The sequence below is a fragment of the Allobosea sp. GW821-FHT09G06 genome, from assembly GCF_059416005.1.
In genome coordinates, this window is record NZ_JBWKOI010000001.1 from 210,178 (window position 1) to 227,071 (window position 16,894).

General features: G+C 61.3%; 23 protein-coding genes. 5 read left to right on the forward strand and 18 right to left on the reverse strand.

Annotation, left to right across the window (positions count from 1 at the left end; genetic code table 11):
* Positions 1-162: 162 nt before the first annotated feature.
* Complete coding sequence (locus tag AC07NY_RS00995) at positions 163-1,239, forward strand: hypothetical protein (RefSeq protein ID WP_494581100.1); 1,077 nt, start codon at positions 163-165, stop codon at positions 1,237-1,239.
* Complete coding sequence (locus tag AC07NY_RS01000; RefSeq protein WP_494581102.1) at positions 1,205-1,648, forward strand: GIY-YIG nuclease family protein; 444 nt, start codon at positions 1,205-1,207, stop codon at positions 1,646-1,648. Before AC07NY_RS00995 ends, AC07NY_RS01000 begins: the two co-directional genes overlap by 35 nt.
* A 3-nt stretch (positions 1,649-1,651) precedes the next feature.
* Here the strand turns inward: AC07NY_RS01000 and AC07NY_RS01005 are convergent, their stop codons facing one another.
* The 3 genes from AC07NY_RS01005 to AC07NY_RS01015 all read right to left on the reverse strand — a co-directional run bounded on the left by AC07NY_RS01005 (position 1,652) and on the right by AC07NY_RS01015 (position 3,221).
* A complete protein-coding gene (locus tag AC07NY_RS01005) occupies positions 1,652-2,155 on the reverse strand; it encodes a hypothetical protein (RefSeq protein WP_494581104.1) in 504 nt (167 codons plus the stop codon).
* Positions 2,145-2,693, reverse strand: coding sequence for a hypothetical protein (locus AC07NY_RS01010; protein WP_494581105.1), 549 nt, complete (start codon positions 2,691-2,693; stop codon positions 2,145-2,147). The genes AC07NY_RS01005 and AC07NY_RS01010 overlap by 11 nt, the downstream gene beginning before the upstream one ends.
* 282 nt (positions 2,694-2,975) lie before the next feature.
* Entirely contained in the window at positions 2,976-3,221 is a 246-nt protein-coding gene (locus tag AC07NY_RS01015; RefSeq protein ID WP_494581107.1) for a hypothetical protein, read from the reverse strand.
* A gap of 551 nt (positions 3,222-3,772) precedes the next feature.
* Between AC07NY_RS01015 and AC07NY_RS01020 the strand changes: the two genes are divergently transcribed.
* The gene (locus tag AC07NY_RS01020; RefSeq protein ID WP_494581109.1) at positions 3,773-4,129 is read left to right on the forward strand and encodes a hypothetical protein; all 357 of its coding nucleotides are present in this window, start codon (positions 3,773-3,775) and stop codon (positions 4,127-4,129) included.
* A 667-nt stretch (positions 4,130-4,796) separates the two neighbouring features.
* Here AC07NY_RS01020 and AC07NY_RS01025 read toward each other — a convergent pair.
* Positions 4,797-5,024, reverse strand: coding sequence for a hypothetical protein (locus AC07NY_RS01025; protein ID WP_494581111.1), 228 nt, complete (start codon positions 5,022-5,024; stop codon positions 4,797-4,799).
* A 179-nt stretch (positions 5,025-5,203) separates the two neighbouring features.
* Here AC07NY_RS01025 and AC07NY_RS01030 point away from each other — a divergent pair, with 179 nt between their 5' ends.
* A complete protein-coding gene (locus tag AC07NY_RS01030) occupies positions 5,204-5,998 on the forward strand; it encodes a hypothetical protein (RefSeq protein ID WP_494581112.1) in 795 nt (264 codons plus the stop codon).
* On the opposite strand, the gene AC07NY_RS01035 is transcribed toward AC07NY_RS01030, so the two are convergent.
* The gene (locus tag AC07NY_RS01035) at positions 5,990-6,442 is read right to left on the reverse strand and encodes a DpnI domain-containing protein (RefSeq protein WP_494581113.1); all 453 of its coding nucleotides are present in this window, start codon (positions 6,440-6,442) and stop codon (positions 5,990-5,992) included. The two genes, AC07NY_RS01030 and AC07NY_RS01035, sit on opposite strands and share 9 nt — an antisense overlap.
* A gap of 42 nt (positions 6,443-6,484) precedes the next feature.
* Positions 6,485-7,108: a hypothetical protein gene (locus AC07NY_RS01040; protein WP_494581115.1), complete on the reverse strand. Its 624-nt coding sequence runs from the start codon at positions 7,106-7,108 to the stop codon at positions 6,485-6,487.
* A gap of 113 nt (positions 7,109-7,221) precedes the next feature.
* On the opposite strand from AC07NY_RS01040, the gene AC07NY_RS01045 reads away from it, so the two are divergent.
* A complete protein-coding gene (locus AC07NY_RS01045; RefSeq protein WP_494581117.1) occupies positions 7,222-7,908 on the forward strand; it encodes an AbiU2 domain-containing protein in 687 nt (228 codons plus the stop codon).
* A 59-nt stretch (positions 7,909-7,967) separates the two neighbouring features.
* Here AC07NY_RS01045 and AC07NY_RS01050 read toward each other — a convergent pair whose 3' ends face one another.
* From AC07NY_RS01050 to AC07NY_RS01105, 12 genes are all read right to left on the reverse strand, one after another.
* A complete protein-coding gene (locus AC07NY_RS01050) occupies positions 7,968-8,339 on the reverse strand; it encodes a hypothetical protein (RefSeq protein WP_494581119.1) in 372 nt (123 codons plus the stop codon).
* A gap of 56 nt (positions 8,340-8,395) precedes the next feature.
* Positions 8,396-10,399, reverse strand: a complete 2,004-nt coding sequence (locus AC07NY_RS01055; RefSeq protein WP_494581121.1) for a hypothetical protein — start codon at positions 10,397-10,399, stop codon at positions 8,396-8,398.
* A gap of 54 nt (positions 10,400-10,453) precedes the next feature.
* Positions 10,454-10,678, reverse strand: coding sequence for a hypothetical protein (locus tag AC07NY_RS01060; RefSeq protein ID WP_494581123.1), 225 nt, complete (start codon positions 10,676-10,678; stop codon positions 10,454-10,456).
* A gap of 1 nt (position 10,679) precedes the next feature.
* Positions 10,680-11,306, reverse strand: coding sequence for a hypothetical protein (locus AC07NY_RS01065; protein WP_494581125.1), 627 nt, complete (start codon positions 11,304-11,306; stop codon positions 10,680-10,682).
* Between the two features lie 16 nt (positions 11,307-11,322).
* Positions 11,323-11,937: a hypothetical protein gene (locus AC07NY_RS01070; RefSeq protein WP_494581126.1), complete on the reverse strand. Its 615-nt coding sequence runs from the start codon at positions 11,935-11,937 to the stop codon at positions 11,323-11,325.
* An 85-nt stretch (positions 11,938-12,022) separates the two neighbouring features.
* On the reverse strand, positions 12,023-12,487 hold the full coding sequence (locus AC07NY_RS01075) for a hypothetical protein (protein WP_494581128.1): 465 nt from the start codon (positions 12,485-12,487) through the stop codon (positions 12,023-12,025).
* 73 nt (positions 12,488-12,560) lie between these two features.
* Entirely contained in the window at positions 12,561-12,893 is a 333-nt protein-coding gene (locus AC07NY_RS01080; protein WP_494581129.1) for a hypothetical protein, read from the reverse strand.
* A complete protein-coding gene (locus AC07NY_RS01085) occupies positions 12,893-14,269 on the reverse strand; it encodes an AAA family ATPase (protein WP_494581131.1) in 1,377 nt (458 codons plus the stop codon). Before AC07NY_RS01085 ends, AC07NY_RS01080 begins: the two co-directional genes overlap by 1 nt.
* A gap of 3 nt (positions 14,270-14,272) precedes the next feature.
* A complete protein-coding gene (locus tag AC07NY_RS01090; RefSeq protein WP_494581133.1) occupies positions 14,273-14,536 on the reverse strand; it encodes a hypothetical protein in 264 nt (87 codons plus the stop codon).
* Positions 14,537-14,672: 136 nt separating this feature from the next.
* The gene (locus AC07NY_RS01095) at positions 14,673-14,858 is read right to left on the reverse strand and encodes a helix-turn-helix domain-containing protein (RefSeq protein ID WP_494581135.1); all 186 of its coding nucleotides are present in this window, start codon (positions 14,856-14,858) and stop codon (positions 14,673-14,675) included.
* An 80-nt stretch (positions 14,859-14,938) separates the two neighbouring features.
* The gene (locus tag AC07NY_RS01100; RefSeq protein ID WP_494581137.1) at positions 14,939-15,628 is read right to left on the reverse strand and encodes a hypothetical protein; all 690 of its coding nucleotides are present in this window, start codon (positions 15,626-15,628) and stop codon (positions 14,939-14,941) included.
* The gene (locus tag AC07NY_RS01105; protein ID WP_494581139.1) at positions 15,628-16,851 is read right to left on the reverse strand and encodes a tyrosine-type recombinase/integrase; all 1,224 of its coding nucleotides are present in this window, start codon (positions 16,849-16,851) and stop codon (positions 15,628-15,630) included. Before AC07NY_RS01105 ends, AC07NY_RS01100 begins: the two co-directional genes overlap by 1 nt.
* Positions 16,852-16,894 lie beyond the last annotated feature (43 nt).

Below are 16,894 nucleotides of genomic sequence, written 5' to 3' on the forward strand. Positions count from 1 at the left end.
GCCATCCCCCTGGCGCTACTACACGCTAATACATCCTCGCGCTGAAGCGGAGGGCGGGGTAGCCACAGGCGTTTTCCACCAATCTCGTTGCCGATCTCGACGTTATCCCGAGCGAAATGTACCGATAGGTAGACAAGCCGCCGAGCCGACGAGCAACCACCGATGACATCTTTGCCCGACATCGACCCGAACGCGGCTCATATTGACAAATACGGTATCTCCCTAGCTGAAGTCGGGGCCGCCCGAGCCGCCGCAGACAGGCATTTCAGTCATCCACGAAACCATCGTGCGGCGAAGGACTTCGACAGGGCGATCAAAACGTCAGATTTCACGCGCGATCAGTTTCTGACTAGGCTTCCACCAGTGCTGTCTTCTGCTGGTTCCAGTTTTCTCACGGGCCTTACAAACGAGAACGGCCACGCGGCCTCCTTCCTACCATTGAGCGAATGGCGGAAGTCGATGCTGAGCACGCCCCTCTTTTTTTCCGATTTATCGCTTTGGTGCTTGCTCATGGCTGCACACGACGCGTCGTGCGCGATGCAAATGGACCATTGCGGGCGGCCAACTTCTGAGAGCCATTTGTCAGGTATGCTTCTCCGCGCTCTCGGCGAGGCCTGTGAGAGATGGCGCGAAATCATGGAGAAGCCCCTCGCGCGCAAAGGGCTTTCTCTTCGACTAGACAGTTTGGACTTAACTATTGGAGGCGGCGAGCAAGCCACCGGCGGCGATTTTGGCTTGATCCTTGATCTCGCTGGCCCACCGGCTCGCATTGTTCCGCTGACATTTCAGGCAAAGCGATACGTCCGCCCGAACGCGGATGTTTCTCAGAAGCATTTTGTACGGGGCTCCCAACTAGGCCAACTCGGCCAACAGAAGTGCGCTTCGGCTTACATATTCTATGAGAATGGCGAGCGACCAATTCCAGTGCCTCTTCCGCCCCTAATCAAGAGGGTCGAGGACGTTAGAGTTCCAAAGAAGACGGACGCGACGATCCTGTCCGTCGATTTGCAGACGCACTTTTTGACCGTTCTATCCGGCCCCAATATCCCTATAGCTTCCTCGCCGGGCGATGCGCTTCGGATGATCTATGCCCGTGCAGAGCGAGATCAGCTAACTCATCTCGCAGTCATAGCAAGCGACGAAGCGGCGTTTGCGCGATATCATCTGGCTAATAATGATGAATTAGAGCAGTTGAAGGGCATCGATGACACAAACGGCCCTGTCATTCAGCAATATTGAAATGCAGTTTGACAACTCGGCCGGTGTCAACGCCTCGCTAGGGCTTCGGCCGCAGGATCGCTTTGCAAACCCGCGCGGCTATGCGCTCGCGGTCGATATGCTGTTTTGCAGCTTCCGTATCGATGCGCCGCGAGCAAGCGGCGTCTATGGCTGGTTCGTGGATGATGAGCTTGTCTATATCGGACGAGCCGCGAACCTGCGGAACCGGCTGAGCGATCAATACGGAAGGGTATCGCCTCGCCATCCGTATGCGGGCGGCCAGCTCCAGAAATGCCGGATGAATGCCCGGATCAATCAGGCGCTCGCGGCCGGCTCAATCGTAGCGGTGAAATGGTTTGCGACGCCTGACTATGTGTCGGTAGAGCGAGAACTGCTTGCTGCTCATCGGCCAGGGTGGAACATCCGCTGATAGCTAGCTCTTCGATCCGTCATCCCGGCGCACCGCGTCAATTGTTACTGAGTAGCTTGCATCATCACTGCGCTTCGAGCGTCTGGAAATTTCCTCGACGATACCCGCAGCAAAAGACGCCCCGGCTCCTAATACAACCCATAGGGGAACACCGACCGCAGTCCCTAGCGCCGCTATGCCGGCGCTTTTCCCGCCAAAAACCGCTGCTCCAATGGCTGCCGCTCCAAGGCCGATCCTGGCCTTCGGCGAACGATCGTCCCAACCAATTTGTTTCGCTTTGGATGCCGCAATCTTGACCGCAGGCCAGACAACCTTGCTGTCACGCGTCAACCTCAGCGCTTCCCGCATCTTTTGAAGGCGCGATACATCCCGCTCGCGTAGCGCCAGAAGCCGCTGAGCCCAAAGCTGCAAGGCTGGCCAATGGTCGGCAGGAACCGCATCGACGACTGTAACAACTGCGGTCCTGGCAGGGATAGCCTCTGCCGACTTATCTCGTTCATTCATCATCAACGTTGGCCTCAGTCTTGATTGCTTCGCCCGGTATAGAGCGTGCGACGGCTGCCGACGGTAGAGCAACCAATTCTGCTTCCGTCTTTAGGCCGAAGTTATTTCGGAAGGCGCCGAAGAACGGCTCAATGCGGACTAGGGCGACATAGCGCTGCGTCCGGCCGAGTTTCTTATCCGGCCATGTTCGCGCGACTGCATCGAAAGCCGGTTTTGGGATGATATAGATGCGCCTCTCAGCAAGATCGGCGTTTGGCAGGAGAACGATGGCGATCCAGTCGAATTCTTCCGACCCTTCATAGTAATCCGCGAAGTGGCTGCTTTGCTTTTGGTAGGTTCGGCCCTTGACCGAGATGCGCTGCGGCGGCTGGCCAATCGGCTGCGCGATAACGTCATAGCCCGGCCAGTTATCGGGGACCTTGAGCGCCGGAATGCCGGCTAGCGTCAGCTCGGCTGCCACCAGCATTTCGCAGGCGTCGCCGAGCTGCTTGGTCGTATAGCGCTTGGACTGCCGAGGAGTGTCGGGGACAGGCTCGGCCATCAGAACAAGATGCCTTGCGGCGGCTCTTCTGGCGGGGCTGGAGGGGCCACAGGAGCGGCTTCTACGGGGTCGGCTAGGGTCGGATCATCATCGGACGAGCGGCTACTGTTGACCCGCGTAGACACGATCCATTCTTGCAGCTCCTCGGCTCGGCGCAGTGGAATGCGTGGCACGCCAGAGCCTATGCGAACGATGTCAGCCATTTCGCCTCCGTCGCCAGCCTATGCGGCTGCCGGGCGCCATGACAAGGTGAGCTTAGGGCAAGGGCATGCGACAGGCAGCCTAGCGCGGCGCAGCCGAGAGCCCTTTATGATGGCGACTGGAGAGGAACACGGCGAACGCTCGTGGTATCTCAATATAGCCGAGAGCTTCCTGGCGGATATCGAAGTCCGCGATGGCTTCGGTGAGCTGCGCAAATTCCCGCTCGCCATCTGAACCGGGCGAGGACGATAGGAGCTGAGCAGCCCGTAAAATCGCAGCCTTCCGCTGAGGATACGATCTGATGATCAAGGCGTCGGCGTTCGGCATGACACACCTCACCGCTACGCAACCCAACAACCTTAGCCTAGCACCTAACCGCTGCGATGCGAACGCTCGATCCTTGCAGCCTGTCGCTCAAACCACCCCGACCAAAAGCCGCCCTATCAGCAAGACTAGAGCGACCCCCAATAGGCCGTACCGAATACGTGTCACGAAAAACGGAACTGCTATCCCAAAGACCAGTGTCAAGCAGGTGAGCATCCCGGACTTGATATAGGCATCCTTGGACCGATAGTTGGGCCAGCCAGCTACAGGCCCTTCGCCTCCCCACGGATAGCACCCGGCGGAGCCGACTGGCGGCTCAGAACACGCACGGGCATGCCAAGCGGAATTGAGGTCGTAGACCGAGGCGATCAGCAACAAGCCGAGAAGCAGCAAGATGGCAACTTCGAGAAAGCTGATCCTGATCCTCATCCGCCAACCTCTAGTCACTGCGGACGACATGTTGTCGCGGAACTGGAAACCGCTCAATCGACTTCCGCTTCCGACCCGTTGCGGACGCTCGCTTCCCAGCGCTAAATGCGAGGCAAGGAGCATTCATGCGTCGCGCGCTATCAGCACTATTCTTCACTGTCGCTACCTTTGATGCGATGGCGCAAACTCCGGTAATCGCAGGACCCGGGGTAATTACCTGTGCTGAGTTTGGCGAGAGCTACCGTCGAAATCCCGGCTCCACCGAAACCCAATTTTTTGCCTGGGCGCAGGGTTTCATGTCCGCAACCAACGTACCAATGCGTCTCCGAAACGAGCCGACGCGCAATCTTATGGGGATGCCGACGGCTTCGCAAAAGCAGCGTTTGCGCGCGTTCTGCGATCAAAGGCCGCTATCGGACTTTGGACAGGCGGTAATGAGCCTCTACGAGAGCCTGCCGATAAACCAACCGAAATCAAACTGAGACACTATTCCATTCGAATACAACGCCGTGCCATGTCAAAAGAAAGAACTGGTCGCCCCAAAAGGAAGCCGATGGTTAGTGGTAGGCGGATAGTTTGCGTTATCGCCTGCGTCCTCACCGCGTCCGCATGCGATATCAAGGGGACCGCGTACACGTTGTACCGCAACAGCCCCGCTGACGCCGGCATGCGCATATATATAGCATCTTTCGATGCGAAGGACGGCGACGCCTATAACCGAGAGAATTGCGAGCTGACCGCCAAGCTCTACCGAGCCCAACCGGGAGTAACGGCTCGCTTCTGGTGCGAGAAGGGTCGCTATCGAGCCTAACACTCCAAAACTACTACAGCATCAATACCCGCGCTGCCGTCGCCGCTCATCCCGACGAGCGCCGCGCCCTCTATCCCAGCGCCAACCGACCCGATCGCGCGGATCGAAATGCTCGCCTCGGATGTTGTCACGAAACAAATCCGCCTGGGCTTTATCGCTGAAGCAGAAGACCTCGAAATTGAAGTAGCCATCTCCTACGTGATGGCGCTTCCAGCACAATGAGGATAGCGGCCCGCACGCGTTTACGTGGCCAAGGTTCTGCCCAGCGATGCACCGGACCGCCACTTGAAAAGGCCAGCCCTTATCAACTTTTCCGGGGGTTAAGTCGCCCCGGCGCCTCATAGCTCATCTACGACGCGAGGACGGCGCCGACCTTCCGAGAACCGGCCGCGCAGAAAGCCTCTGGGGGCCGCAGCGTCGGCATCTGCGGCCATGATCGCGAGATCGCGGAGGAGCATGCGGATGGCCTCGCGAGCGTCGCCGCAGGCCTCCTCCAGAACCGCGTCGATCTCGTCATCGCTCACTGCTAACGGGTCTGTCGGCTCCGGCTTCTCGGCGGCACCCATTCTGATTTCCGATCAATAGAGCGCATGCCGCGCTAACGGCCATCGCCGCCAGCTCGTCGCCGTCGCGCTGATTTGTGATTGAAAGGAGAAAAAACCTACCTAGGAAAAATGTCAATCGCTGCCCGTTGCAAAATCCCGCTTGAGTTGGTTCAAGGAAGATCGAGCTGGGGAATGCCACGATGTTGAAGAGGCTGTCATACGCGCTATTGGGCGCCTTCCTCGTGTGGGTAATGGGGCTCGGAGCTTGGTACGAACTTTCTGAGCCTGTTTGCTCAATCGGCGTTGCAAAAGATGCCGTGAATGCGACAGGTAAAGAAACATGGTGCTTCGAGTTCTGGCTCAATCGCTATCAAACCGCGCTGGCTGCGATACTCGCTCTTCTTGCGGCGCTAGGCACCTCCTATGTCGTTCGCCAACAGATCAAGCAAGCCGACCGGCATGAGGATGAACGCTATGGGCGAGAGGGCGCGGCGGCTCGCGCAGTTCTACCTCTCAGTCTGAGCACGATCTGCCAGTACGCGGAAATCTCGGCGCAAATCCTGGAGAAATTTTTGCCGAAGCACGGCGAACAAGCCGCCTTTCAGCAGCTTGGCAAGGATTTGCCGGATTTTCCGGTCGATGCAGTTGCCCAGCTTGGAAACGTCATCAAGACGATCCCTGTTGTGCAGGGCCGAGCGCTGGCCGCCATAATCGCCGAGATGCAGGTTTTTCGCGCCCGTACTGAGGGTATGATCCGAGACAGGAGCACAAACGAAATCGCGGTTCGAGAATATATCCTCGATGCCGTCGAAATTTATGCGCGGTGCTCCGTCAACTTCGACTACGCGCGAACAGAGGCTGATATGCCGTGCGCGACGGTGACGGCTGGAAACCTGAAATCTGCGTGCGCTGTCATGCGATTGCAGAAAGCCGAGCTATTCGCGATGATCGACCGCCGGCCAAAGCAATATGCGCCTAGCCCCGCATCATCGTAGGCGAACGAGCCCAGCCCTGACGGTGCTCAAGTCGTAGATAAATCCCTGCCATCCGGCTCTTCGAGCATTCTCTGAAAGAGGCTTCCTCGGCACGAACATGTCCGGCCGCTGCAAGTCTGCGGCTAGGTAGTAGATCGCGTGCGAAGCCATCGCCTTGTCGACCAGCACGAGGAACAACGGGAAGTAAATGCCCGCGTCCATGCGCTGCTTCTGCGGCCCCCACGCAGCGCCTAGGACATTTTTTGGCGGAGAATTGACGTCCTTGACGCCTGACGCCTTAACCTGCCCGAGATAGCCGCAAAAATCGCAGATCACGTCCGCACATTTGAAGTTTGTGGGCAATCGAACGAGCGTCTTCGGTGGCCGCTTGCACCTCGGACAGGAGCATTGCCGAACGACTTGATCCTCGCCGAATTTACCTAGTATTTGCCGCTCAGTCGCCACCGCTATCTCTAAGTTTTTCGAACAGTTTCGACCAGAGAAGCCTTAAGAAAAATCAAAAAAATCGGCCAATACGCGAACGTTCCCCGGTTCAGCAGGATATGAGCTCCGGCGGGCGTCGATAGAAATTACTTCAACATCATGCCGCCTCAGTTGGTCGATTTCAGCCTCTGTGAGCTGACTGGAAAGATCGCCGGATTGAGTTGGAAAGAGGTGAACAACGCGAATGCGTTCAGGCAAGAACTCTGCCTTCAGCCGAGCACAGACGTCCGCAATGCCCGGCATCTTTTTAAATGCTCGTGGCTGTATGGCGGAGGCATAATTGAAACGCCAGTAATTATTCCACGCAATTTCCGTGGCTCTATCGATTTTTTCGACGAATTCGTCCAGCGTTTCATCCATTTCATGTGGCGATGTAATCCTTACGGTCAAGCAGCGCTCGCGCGACAACGCTCTTGGGGGGACCTTCGGATGCGTTGGAATTTGACCGCCAAGCCGAGCATCGGTCAGCATATGACGAAGCAGCCGGCTCTTGCCGGCATTCTGATTGCCACAAATCAGGAGAATTCGCTCCACATGAGCGCGCTTACGGTTCGCTTGCTCCAATTTCTGCGCCCATCCCAGCCATAATGCCCCTCCAATCTTTGCATCAGGCGGTTCGCTCAACAAGGGAGCGGATGCCCTTTCCTCAGTCGATATGGGTGGGGACTGTTAGCTCAGCTTATCAGCCGCCTGTGCCTTATCATCAGGCATCGGAATGAGATCGGGAGAGACAGCGGATCATGCCAGCGCAACCAAGAGCGCCAACGACGACGGCACGAGCCCTAGAAATCATTGATCGCGTCGTGCCGATGATTGCACTCGATGTGCGGCGCGGCATTGAGGACATGGAACTGCTAGAGGCGAGCAACAATCCGGTAAAGGCGGCACTTGCTGGAGTATCCGTAGAAGCGGTTCGTGGCCACGGCCCCGTTCAAAACGCGCTGGCGCTAATGATCGTACTTGCGACGAGTAGAGCCTTCGATCTCGGCAACAGGCCTATCGAGCGGCAGAACAAGGCATCCTTGCCGCTACTCGCTCACTACCTCGGCCGTCAGGAGGTCGAGCAAGCCCTGTTGGGGCGCGCCTCGCCCAACCCCGTTCTGAGCCGCGCCGAGCAGAAGGCTGCCATCGATACTTTCCGGGCCGAATGGGCTTCCCATCAGTCGGATTGCCCGATGCAAGATGCTCTTGGGAGGTTGCGGTCGTTTCGCGATTATGAGGTCGCTCATAGCGTATTTGATGTGGCGCCCGGAGCACCGACATACGATGAGCTTTTTCGGATCGTGAGCCGAGCGGCCGATCTGATCAAGCTCGCCGAGCGGGCTGCGGGGCACGACCCCAGTTTCTTCGATGACTTCCGCGCTGATCGTGCAGGCTTTTCGGCGGCGTTTTGGAAGGCATACGTGGCGGGCGTGAAGGCAGGATAGAAATGGCCCGGCTTGCGGCCGGGCCTGCGCACTGCGCTCATGCTGGTGGTGATCGGAGGCTAGCTCCAGAAAGCAATGTAGCCGTAGGTCGCCAGCGGCGAGATGATGGCCAGATGCGTCGGCCGGACGATACCCGGACCAGACGGGATGCGCGAATAGCTGGGCATCATTTCGCCACCGACGCCAGCGCCAAGGGCGCTGGTCGCGCTGGGGATCGCGACCGTCACGTTGCTATCGCCGAGCCTGACCCGGAAATGCGCCCCATCGCCGACCCAGAGGCCGTAGGTAATGAATGACGCCCCTGCCGGGATAGCGAACCGCGTCATCGTATTCGCCGCCAAGGCCACATCCATATATGCGTCCTGATCCGGCGGCTCAGCCGCCCAGGATGCGCGCGGTGATTGGTCGGCGATGCTGTTAAAGCCCTTCATGTTGAAGGCTCGTATGCTGGAGTAAAGGCGGCGCGTGATTGCAATCCGCTAGATCGCTACGGGGTCGCGCTACTTCCGTTGTTCGGCGCGGCGGCCTCAGGCTGCGAGCGGCCATTGGAGCCGGGACCGTTATTCCCCGCGCTCAAGTTCCCTTTCGCCTCGATCCGCTGGTCAATCGTGGCCAGGAAGAGGGGGCTCGGCGTCACGGTGATGTTGCCGCTGACCGTAGCGCTACCCTCGACCTTTGCGACGACCTCTTTAGGCTGGACAACCTCAAGGCTGGTCCTGCGGCTCAGGTCGAGCATCGCTCGGCCGCGAGCTGCCTCCGGGTCGCGCATCCTATCGCGCTGAGCCTGATAGCTCTTGTCCAGCTCGCCAGCGAAACCCGGCAAAGCAGAACCATAGACGCTCTTGCTGCCTTCGGGCCCCCTGGCCTCAAGGCTCTTCATTAACTCGCGAGCCATGACGGGCAGCATGAGCCCGCCAGAGATAGCGCCCATGCCGCCGCCGGCCGCGATACCGGCCCCGCGAAGCCAGATACTGGAGCCGGCGCTGGCGATGCCGCCCAGCAAGGCACCGATAAGCCCGCCGCCAGCGACACCGACGCCGGTTGAGGTCTTATCCCCGCGAGCGGTTTCGGCGAGGCTTGTGAGGCTGCTGGCGGCAATATCGGCGGCGTTCTTCAATGGCCCCAGGAACGGCTCAGAAAGGGCGCTGCCGGCCTGCGCAAGGCCGCCGCTGACCCGCTTGCCAGTGAGGTATGGGTCTTCCTTAAGGGCGACCTGGGCACCCGGCAGGCCGAGAGCTTTCTCGACGGTCGCGCGATCCTTTTCCAGGCGGCCCATCTGCGAGACGAGCAACCCGACAAGGTACTCTGCATTCCTATCGCTAAAGAGCGTCGAGATGGTTGCCGCCCTGGCATCAGGCGCGATGCCTTTCGCATCCATAGCCGGCACAAGGACCGTCTTGACCCATTCCAGCGGGTTGCGCTCCAGCAGGCCGGCGCCCTTCACCGCAGACGGCCTAACGCCTTTCACGTCCTCGTCGGCGGTCGCGATCATGCCGACCCGATCAACGATGCCCAACTCGGCCAAGTTCTCGGCAGCGCGCTTACGCATCTTGCCGCCAACCAACGCCTGCCTAAGGGTCATAGAGGCGGTGCCGAGCCTATCGCCGCCAAGCTCAGGGAGCATAGTCGGCAGGATAGACATCAGGTACTCGAAAGAGACGCCGGAAGCGGCGCTCTTGCCGCTCTTGGCGAAGTTGAGGATTTCCTCGCCCCGCAGCGCTGAGCCGTGAACCTGGGCCATCTTCGTCATAAAATCCGCGTACAATTTCAGTTTAGCCGGATCGCTGGAATAGCCCAGGATTTCGCCGGCCTTCACGACCTGACCGACTTGATTGTTGATCTCGGCCTCGCTGGCGCCAGGGCTTTTCTGACGCATCGCCGTCATCACATCGAAGAACGGCACGACATTGGTCAGGGTCGAGCTGAGATCGCCACCGAAGGTCGGCCGGGCTTCGCGAATGATGTTCATCGCCGAGGCCGGCGCCAGACCATAGCGGCCGGCAAGGTCGTGCGCGGCGGTTTCCGCCCTTGCGATCTCATCGGGCGTCCAGCCGCCCTGCCTTGCCTGGGCGCGCTCAGTATCGAGGTCCATGCCCGCCGTAATCGCACCTTTCACCGCAGCGCCAGCGCCGATGAAGCCGCCGACTTCGCCGACAGGAAGATGCGTCGGGCGAACCGGGATGCCGGCGACGGGAACGCCGCCGGGCGCCGCCCTATCGATCAAGGGCCGGATCGACATAGGCCGGCCGACGATCCTGCCGGCATCGGACTGACGCTTCATCGCCGCCGTAGTCTTATCCAGCGCAGCGGTCAGAACAGCTTGCTGACGGGCAATCTGATTTACGGGAATTCCGGCATCCGCGAGCGTAGAGCGCGCAGCGCGAACCGCCTGCCCCTGCTCCCTGAATGCCTTGGTAGCGCGCTCGACCGCGAGAGACGCCCGGGAATATTCCTGCTGCATCTGGCGCGTCGGCTTGGCAACGGCGTCCATTTCGGATTTCAGGCGAGCGGCATCCTGGACAGCGCGACGCATAGCGACGCCAGCCTAATCCAAGCCTCGGGACATACCCCGGAAGTTGTCGATAGAGCGCAGCTTGCCGCCGATTTCCTCGACCCGCTTGGCGAGATCGGCAGACGCGCCGCCCATGGCTTTCTTAACCGCATCGCCCGCACGGCTGACGGTTTCGAGCTGGCGGCTGATTGCCGCCAGACCGCTCATGTCGCCCGTACGGGCATTGATAACGGCAGAAGCCTCGACAATTTTGCCCATTTTAGCGCTCCCCCACCGGAAGCGCATATTCGCGCGAGATAGCCTTGCCGGTCCCCCAGCCTTCGGCACCCGCGACAGGGCGCAGGCTTGTCAACGTGAGGACGCTCGCAACGTTTTCGAGGCAGCTCGCGGCGCCAAGCACGCGCGTTTCCACGGCCGGAAGAATGTCCGCACCGCGCCCGGCCGCGATCAATTTCGAGTTGATGGAAGCGACAGCCGCTTCCGCATTCGACAGATTACGCAGCAGCCCGGCGAGCGCTCCACTGTGCTTGCCGTAGTCCGGCACAAGCGTGGAAGCGATCCGGGTCGCCACCGCTTCCACTGCATCGCGCTCCCGGTCGAGAGCTTCATTCGCCTCCCGGTTCTCGGCCTCGGCAGCACGGCGCGCAAGCTCGGCCGCAGCGGCATCAATCCTGTCGAGCGAGATGCGCGCAGACGTAATCCTGGCCTCGGCCGCAATGATTTCTTTATCGGAGCCAGTGAGCAGGAGCGAAGCGCGCTCGGCCTCGGCGTTAGCGAGCGCGGTGACGGCGGCCGGACGGGCCGCGACGGCCTCGGCGTTTGCGATATGAAGCGCGGCCGAGGTTTCCGGGGCCGTGCGGAGTTTTTTGAGGATCGTATCGAACATTTTCCAGCTCCTGATTTTAGGGCGTGAAGGGATAGGCGCCGACCGGCATGAAGCCGGCGGCGATTTCGTGAACGTCTTCTCCAATCAGGGTCTGGTCGGTATCGAGCGCCCGGGCGACAGCGAGAACCGCTAGCCAGAATGGCCGCTCATCCAGCATGGCGAGCGCATGGGCCTCCGCGCGGCGGAAGGCGGATTTGGCGCGGGCGATGTCGAAATCGATAGAGCTGCCGGTCAGCATGCGGCCAAGGCGGCACTCATCGCAGGTATGACCGAGCTGACCGGCGGCGGCCCGGTCGAGCAGATGGGCGAGTGCTTCGTCGGAAGCCGTAATCCGCCAACCGCGAAGCTTATTTTCCGCAAGGCCGCCGATCATCACGACGACGGGTTTATCAGCGTCCCGGTTCGCGACGAAGGCGACGCGCCTATCGGCAACTGTAACGCTATCGATGATACCGCCCAGCGCATGGGTCGCGACGGCGTGCGCGGCCTCATGCACGCACACATGAAATGCGGCGGGCGGCGGCACGTAATCTGTCGAGTAAAGGATGGCCTCGGCTTGGTCGCGGACGACAGCCTCGACGACGACGCGGCCTTCGGCCTGACCCCGGGCGCAACAATGGAAAGCCTTCACAGGGCCACCCTCCACATGAGGATCAGGACGGCGAAAACGGCGAGCCAAGCGAAATCGGCAAGCAGTTCCATGGCGGCGGCGAGCATTATTCGCCCTCGCCGTATTCGGCTTCGAGCCGGGCAAGCTGGTCGGCGACCCGAGCGCGCAAGGCATCGATCTCGCGCTCGGCCGCGCGCCGAACGGTCAGATCGGGCGAGATGCGGGAAGGCAGCCCGTCCAGGCCGGACAGCAGCATGCTGACTACGGTGGTCGTCAGCGCCTGGACTTCATCCAGGGGGACGAGCTGCCGTTCCTCGACCGCAAGCGCCAGCTCGGCTCGCTTGGCGCGCGCCTCTTGCCAGCGCCGAGCCTCGGCGCCTTGATCGCCCCGCTTGGCGGCAGCATCGCGCAGAAATTCGATGTAGAGCCGGCGAGCTTCATCAATCCCGATGCCGAGCGGAAAAATGCCGTCCCCTTGGAGCTGCCGAATACGCGTCTTGCTGATGAAGAGGTGCCCCGCCAGCGCCGACAGAGACGCCCCGCGAGGGCCATTTTCGTGAAGTGCAGCCAAGTTTTCTGCTCCTGATACCTATTGAAATGCCGGCGGGATCACACCCGTGCACGCTGCGGTTGCGTGGAAGAACCTAAGACCGGGTAGGGGGGTGGCCGGCCTGCTTGGCGTCAGCCCTGACGCGCGCCAGGACGGCTTCGAGATCAGCCCGCAACTGCTCGGCCTGACGCAGCGAGATGGCGAACATGTCCCTGCCGAGAGGGGAGGCGATGGCGAGGCGGATGGCGTACTGGCCGGCCATGGTGATGGCCGGGGAGGCCTTGATGCGGGCGATGAGCATGTCGTTGTCCTTCCTGGGATCGATGAGGTTTAGGGCCGCCCGGGCGAGAGCCGGATGCGGGGAGGCGAGGACCGGCCTAGAGCCCAGCCTCTTCGTCGGGCGGATGAAGGGGATGAGGTCGCCCATTACTCGGCGGCCTCCTGCCAAGCTTCGGAGCGCCAGCCATCCGGCGCGCCATCGGCGCCAGCCCAAGCCGACGACCAATCGTCCTCGTCGGGGCCGGTTTCCGACCGGCTGCCTTCCGACCCAAGGTCGGAAGTATGCTGGTCGGAAGCCGGCGCGTTTCCGACCTCCCGACCCGTTCCAACCTCCCGGGGGGTATAAGGGGGGTTGGAAGGAAGGCGGTTGGAAGGCGTTGGAAGGGCGTTGGCAGTGGGGTTGGTAGGGGCGTTGGAAGCCCCGAATTCAGCCCCCTGATAATCGGTTGGAAGGTCGTCGGTAGGGTGGTTGGCACCCCCGTTGGAAGGCGCCTCAACGATGCGCTGGCGGCGCTTCGACGGCGGGCCATCCTCTTCGATGACGATCCTGCCGGACTTGAACAGGCGAGACATGGCAGCCTGAAAGGCAGCCTTGTCGATGCCCTTGGCTTCCGGTTCCTTGGCCATGATCGCCGGGGCATAAGTGGCGCTAGCCGAAGCAGACAGAGGCCGCCTTTCGGCCGTCATCCTGCGCAGGATCGCGAGGAAGACAGCTTCGACCTTGACCTCCATTTCCCGGGCCTCGGCGCTGGTCGCGCCGGCCACGGCGACGAACCGGCCATCAGCGATCCGCAGGTCGATGCTGACGCCCGACCGGGCGTAATTCGATTTGACCAGCGAGAGCCGGCGGGCATCAGGATCGTTCGTATCCGGCGCGGTCAGGTACAGGCGGGACCTGACCGAGTTATTCCATGCGGTCGAACCCGAGAGGCCCGAGCCGGAATTCATGCCGGTCAGTGACGGATGCGAGATGAGGACGATGGCCGCGCCGGAAGAGGCCGCAAGGCCGTTCAGCAGCCGCATGAAGGCCGCGACCTCGCTGCGTCGGTTCTCATCGATGCCGGCAATCTCGGCCGCCGGGTCGAGAACGATGAGGGCCGGCCTGACTTCATCGACGAGCTGCGCGAGCTGCTCAAAAAGGGCCGTCCTGCTGACCTTGCCCTCGCTGCTCGTAGCCAAGGCCGCGCCGGAATGGAGCTGCTCGGAAGCGATGATGAGCAGGTCGGATGCGGCAGCGAGGTCCAGCCGCTCGCCGGCCGCGATGCGGATGAGGCGCCGACCGCACTCATCCTCGTCATCCTCGGCGTACAAGCCGATGACAGGACCGCCCATGACCGGGCGGCCCAGCCAGCCAGAGCCGAGGGCGCAGGACAAGGCGAGCTGCTTCGTCAACGCGGACTTGCCGACACCACCATCGCCCGACAGGAGCGTAACGGCGCCCAGGGGGACGAGCCCGGGGATGAGCCATTCCCGGGGGGGCGGCGGACTGGTCGCCCAGCCGGAAGCGGGAAGGGGCGAGAGCATGAATTAGCCCTCGTGCTCGCCATCGGCGGCGGGCCGAGGCGGGACGCGGTAGGCGTCATGGCCGAAGTGCTTTGTCGCCACCTCGTTCAGCACGACGGTCAAGACCTCATGCACAGCGCGAGCCTGACCGATACCGAGTTCCAGGGTCAGGCGCCGGCCGGTGCCGACCGGGATGCCGACACCGACGACAGGCCGGCCGGCGAGGGTGCTGTAGACCTGGGCCTTAGCGGCGCCGGTCTCAGAGTAGAACATCTTGCTTGGCTTCATGGCGGTCTCGCTCTTGGCGATGATTGGGGGTCTTGAGGCGCCGGCCGGCTGCCAAAGGAAATCCAGCCAGCCGGCGCCGGTCGCCGCTATCACTGCCGGGGAGGACGGCAGGGGCGGCGGTGCTAGGGCGGGAGGACTAAGCGGCCTTGCGCTCGATGGCCGGCAGGCTGGCCAGGAACTGGTCCCAATCGGACGCCAGGATGAGCGTGACCCGCCCGCACTTGCGGGCGACCAGAGCGCCGGCCCTGATCTGGCGATAGAGGAAGCTGCGGGAGAAGGGGCCGCTCTCGGCCAGCTCTTCGATCCGGTAAGCTTTCGACATTGGATATCTCCATGACTGCGGGATGCAGCTATGGCTCCGAATGTGCAGGCTAGGTTTTCGGCGGTCGAACCGGAGAAAGGTCAGGTTTTTGCGGCAGAGCGGACGCGAAGAACACGGCGCAGACGAGCATCGTCGCCAGGGCCAGCGAGGGGAAGGCCAACCAGTCGTGACGCCTCGACTAGGAATTGATGAGCGGGCGAGAATGCCTTCCTACCAATGTCCGTGTCATCGCTGGGGTCAAATACCTCTTTGCGAGTTGCCGTTGCTGGCCCGTGCAAAGCTTCGAAGGCGATTAGCGCCGCAATTGCCACGCGGTCGATTTCATCGGAACGCGGCCGGCCCTTCATATCGGGAGATGCTAGCGCGCGCTCAATGAGCGTACGCATCAGTTCGAGGTTCATCAGGTTTTTTAGGGTGAGCGGCTTTTCTTCAGACAGTCTCGCCTGAGCGGCAGGACTTGCCTCCACCCATGCGAGCGCAAACGCCATCCCGCCCCGGTCGAGCGCAGCGAGCATCCGCTTCATGTCCGCCGCGATCGAACGCGCACGGGGGAGAATGCTGACGTTCGAAGTGCGGCGCCGCGTGCGATCTGGCCGCACACGTTTGTTCATCCGCCAGTTCTTTGCCCAAGCGGTTTCATAGACTAGCCGCTGAGCAAGCGATTGAACCACATCTGTATCGCGGCCGCGCGTGTTGAACTTCTCAAGGAACGAAACTGCGGCGGTTAGCTCGCTCGCCCACGGTTCCATAGTCCACAAATCCGGGTCCATTAGCCGGTCTTTTTCTTGGCCGGGGCCATGGTGACAACGTTGCCGGCATCGGCTTTAGGATTGTCGAGATAGGCAGCCCAGGCGTCCATCAGCCTGCGGCGCTTCTCCAATGCCTTTGCCCGGCGATAGGCCCTTTCGGTTTCATCGCCGACATTATGCGCGAGAGCATGTTCGGCCACGTCGCGATCAGCGTCAGCGACATCGCCGGCCCAATCTCGGAATGAGCTTCTGAAACCGTGCGGCGTGACCGCGACCTTCATCCGCTTAAGCAGCGCGATCATGGCCATGTTGCTGAGCGGAGCGCCTTCGCCAGGACCGGGGAAGAGGTATTCCTGCGGCTCGGCCTCCCGCCCGATCTTCATCTCGGCCAGGATTTCAAGCGCGCGGTCGGTAAGGGGGACGCGGTGCTCTTTGCCGGCCTTCATTCGCGCGCCGGGGACGATCCAGAGCTTAGCCTTGAAGTCGATCTCCTGCCACGTCGCGCCGATGACCTCGCCGGTTCTGGCGGCGGTCAGGATTAGGAATTCCAGAGCCCGCGCTGCCGTCGATTGACGAGCCCGCAGGTCGGTGATGAAGGCCGGGCAATCGGCGTAGCCCAGGGCCTTATGATGGCCCCTGACGAGTTTCCTACGGGCGCCCAGAAGTACGTCCAGATTGCCGTCCCATGCGGCAGGGTTCTCGCCAGACCGCCAGCGCCGGACCTTGGCATATTTGAGGACGCGCTCGATCCTGCCGCGCAGCCGAGATGCCGTCTCGTTCTGCGTTTCCCAAAGCGGTTGCAGGACCTTCAGGATATCATCGACCGTCACCTTATCGACGCGAATAGGCGACAGTTCCTTGGCCTTGACCTTGAGCGTGTTCTCCCATTGCCAACCGTGCTTTTCGTTCTTGCTGTCAGCCTTCGCCGTCTTGATGACCATATCGGCGACCTCGCCGAAGGTAGGGATGCCATCCTCGGCCCGCTTGGCGGCGAGGGGATCGATGCCGTCAGCGAGCATGCCCCGATAGCGTTTTGCTTTCTCCCGCGCCTTCGCCAAGGAAATGTCGCGCTCTGCACCGAGGCCCAGCTCATGCTGTCGTGCGCCGATCTTGTAGAAGAACACCCAACGACGGGCGCCTTCCTTGCTGATGGAGAGGTAGAGGTTGCCGCCGTCAGCATGGCGGCCGGGTTCGGTCAGCGATGGGATAGAGCGAGCAGACAGTCGGTGGAGCTGGCGCTTCATTTCTGAGCCCTAGTTACAGCCCTAGTTTCGACTTGCGATCTTA

What these genes read in the sequence shown, in the direction of transcription:
- AC07NY_RS00995 (WP_494581100.1), top strand. Translation starts at nt 163, where the DNA reads ATGACATCTTTGCCCGACATCGACCCGAACGCGGCTCATATTGACAAA.
- AC07NY_RS01000 (WP_494581102.1), top strand. Translation starts at nt 1,205, where the DNA reads ATGACACAAACGGCCCTGTCATTCAGCAATATTGAAATGCAGTTTGAC.
- AC07NY_RS01005 (WP_494581104.1), bottom strand. Translation starts at nt 2,155, where the DNA reads ATGATGAATGAACGAGATAAGTCGGCAGAGGCTATCCCTGCCAGGACC.
- AC07NY_RS01010 (WP_494581105.1), bottom strand. Translation starts at nt 2,693, where the DNA reads ATGGCCGAGCCTGTCCCCGACACTCCTCGGCAGTCCAAGCGCTATACG.
- AC07NY_RS01015 (WP_494581107.1), bottom strand. Translation starts at nt 3,221, where the DNA reads ATGCCGAACGCCGACGCCTTGATCATCAGATCGTATCCTCAGCGGAAG.
- AC07NY_RS01020 (WP_494581109.1), top strand. Translation starts at nt 3,773, where the DNA reads ATGCGTCGCGCGCTATCAGCACTATTCTTCACTGTCGCTACCTTTGAT.
- AC07NY_RS01025 (WP_494581111.1), bottom strand. Translation starts at nt 5,024, where the DNA reads ATGGGTGCCGCCGAGAAGCCGGAGCCGACAGACCCGTTAGCAGTGAGC.
- AC07NY_RS01030 (WP_494581112.1), top strand. Translation starts at nt 5,204, where the DNA reads ATGTTGAAGAGGCTGTCATACGCGCTATTGGGCGCCTTCCTCGTGTGG.
- AC07NY_RS01045 (WP_494581117.1), top strand. Translation starts at nt 7,222, where the DNA reads ATGCCAGCGCAACCAAGAGCGCCAACGACGACGGCACGAGCCCTAGAA.
- AC07NY_RS01050 (WP_494581119.1), bottom strand. Translation starts at nt 8,339, where the DNA reads ATGAAGGGCTTTAACAGCATCGCCGACCAATCACCGCGCGCATCCTGG.
- AC07NY_RS01055 (WP_494581121.1), bottom strand. Translation starts at nt 10,399, where the DNA reads ATGGACGCCGTTGCCAAGCCGACGCGCCAGATGCAGCAGGAATATTCC.
- AC07NY_RS01060 (WP_494581123.1), bottom strand. Translation starts at nt 10,678, where the DNA reads ATGGGCAAAATTGTCGAGGCTTCTGCCGTTATCAATGCCCGTACGGGC.
- AC07NY_RS01065 (WP_494581125.1), bottom strand. Translation starts at nt 11,306, where the DNA reads ATGTTCGATACGATCCTCAAAAAACTCCGCACGGCCCCGGAAACCTCG.
- AC07NY_RS01080 (WP_494581129.1), bottom strand. Translation starts at nt 12,893, where the DNA reads ATGGGCGACCTCATCCCCTTCATCCGCCCGACGAAGAGGCTGGGCTCT.
- AC07NY_RS01085 (WP_494581131.1), bottom strand. Translation starts at nt 14,269, where the DNA reads ATGCTCTCGCCCCTTCCCGCTTCCGGCTGGGCGACCAGTCCGCCGCCC.
- AC07NY_RS01090 (WP_494581133.1), bottom strand. Translation starts at nt 14,536, where the DNA reads ATGAAGCCAAGCAAGATGTTCTACTCTGAGACCGGCGCCGCTAAGGCC.
- AC07NY_RS01095 (WP_494581135.1), bottom strand. Translation starts at nt 14,858, where the DNA reads ATGTCGAAAGCTTACCGGATCGAAGAGCTGGCCGAGAGCGGCCCCTTC.
- AC07NY_RS01100 (WP_494581137.1), bottom strand. Translation starts at nt 15,628, where the DNA reads ATGGACCCGGATTTGTGGACTATGGAACCGTGGGCGAGCGAGCTAACC.
- AC07NY_RS01105 (WP_494581139.1), bottom strand. Translation starts at nt 16,851, where the DNA reads ATGAAGCGCCAGCTCCACCGACTGTCTGCTCGCTCTATCCCATCGCTG.